The sequence below is a fragment of the Microbacterium sp. Bi128 genome, from assembly GCF_918698205.1.
In genome coordinates this window covers 1-1,682 of sequence record NZ_CAKKMM010001125.1, presented here as the reverse complement: position 1 = coordinate 1,682, position 1,682 = coordinate 1, and the positions used below count along the sequence as shown (strand labels likewise).

At 67.9% G+C, this 1,682-nt stretch carries 1 protein-coding gene; it reads left to right on the top strand.

What is annotated here, in order from left to right; all coding sequences use genetic code 11:
• Positions 1 to 138: 138 nt before the first annotated feature.
• Positions 139 to 1,682: ABC transporter ATP-binding protein (locus tag LQV45_RS30435; RefSeq protein ID WP_230010958.1), on the top strand; the 1,544-nt coding region annotated here is incomplete at its 3' end.

The window sequence follows — 1,682 nt, the reverse complement described above, 5'->3', positions numbered from 1 at the left end:
CGACAGCTATGACGGCGCGCTGCTGCTGGTCACCCACGCCCGCCGGCTGCTGGAAAACGTCCGCCTGGACGTGCGCTGGAACGTCGAGAACGGCGTCGTCACCGAACTGCACGCCGATGCCCCGAAAGGCAACACCAAATGAGCATGGACCGGGTCGCCTGGAGCTCCCTCTACAACATCACCCGGGCCTCGAGCGGGTCCAAGCCGTTCTCGAAGGAGACCCTGAAGCGCGTCTTCAGTTTTGCCCGCCCCCACCGCGGCAAACTGATCGCCTTCGTGCTGCTGTCCATCGTGATGGCCTTCCTGGCGGTCGCCACCCCGGTCCTCGCCGGGCAGGTGGTTGACGCGATCATCGCCCACGCGGATGCCGGAACGGTGATCCGGCTCGCCGTCCTGATCGCTGTCGTGGCGGTTGCCGAAGCTGGAATCGGCCTCGTGACGCGCTGGATGTCCTCCACCATCGGTGAAGGCGTGATCGTGGACCTGCGCACGAAGGTCTTCGACCACGTCCAAAAGATGCCGATCGCGTTCTTCACCAGGACCCGGACCGGGGCCCTGGTCAGCCGGCTGAACAACGATGTCATTGGCGCGCAGTCAGCATTCGCCGGCACGCTCTCCGGCGTGGTCAGCAACGTCGTGGCCCTGGCGCTGACCCTCGCGGTGATGCTGAACAAATCGTGGCTTGTGACCGTGCTCGCCATGATCCTGCTGCCGATCTTCCTGATCCCGGCCCGCCGGATGGGCTCCAAGCTGGCCGATCTGCGGCGCGAAGCCGCCGAACACAACGCCACCATGGGCACCCAGATGACCGAGCGCTTCTCCGCGCCCGGCGCCACGCTGGTCAAGCTCTTCGGCCGCCCCGACGAGGAATCCCGCGAGTTCGCCCTCCGGGCCGGCCGCGTCCGGGACATCGGCGTCCGCACCGCCATGCTGCAGTTCACCTTCGTCACGGCGCTGACACTGGTCTCGGCCTTGGCCCTGGCACTGGTCTACGGCCTGGGCGGCTGGCTCGCGCTCGCCGGGCAGTTGAACGCGGGCGACGTCGTCGTGCTGGCACTGCTGCTCACCCGCCTGTACGCGCCGCTCACGGCACTTTCGAACGCACGGGTCGAGATCATGAGCGCCCTGGTCAGCTTCGAACGCGTCTTCGAGATCCTGGACCTCAAGCCGCTCATCCAGCAGAAGCCGGACGCGGTGGCCTCCCCGCCAGGTCCGCTCTCGGTGGAGTTCGACAACGTCCGCTTCGCCTACCCCTCGGCGGACAAAGTCTCGCTGGCCTCCCTGGAGGACGTGCTGACCCTGGACACCCGCGGCGGCGAGGAAGTGCTGCACGGCATCAGCTTCCGGGTGGAGCCGGGCCAGACGGTGGCCCTCGTCGGCTCCTCCGGGGCGGGCAAGTCCACCATTGCGCAGCTCCTGTCGCGCCTGTACGACGTCGACTCCGGCGCCATCCGATTCGGCGGCACGACGCCCGGCGCGGGCGTGGACGTCCGTGACCTCACGTTCGACTCGATGCGCGCAACCCTCGGCATGGTGACGCAGGACGGTCACCTGTTCCACGAGAGCATCGCCTCCAACCTGCGCCTGGCCCGGCCGGAGGCCACCGAAGAGCAGATGTGGGATGCGCTGCGCCGTGCCCGGCTCGAAGACATGATCCGGTCCCTGCCCGATGGGCTGGACAC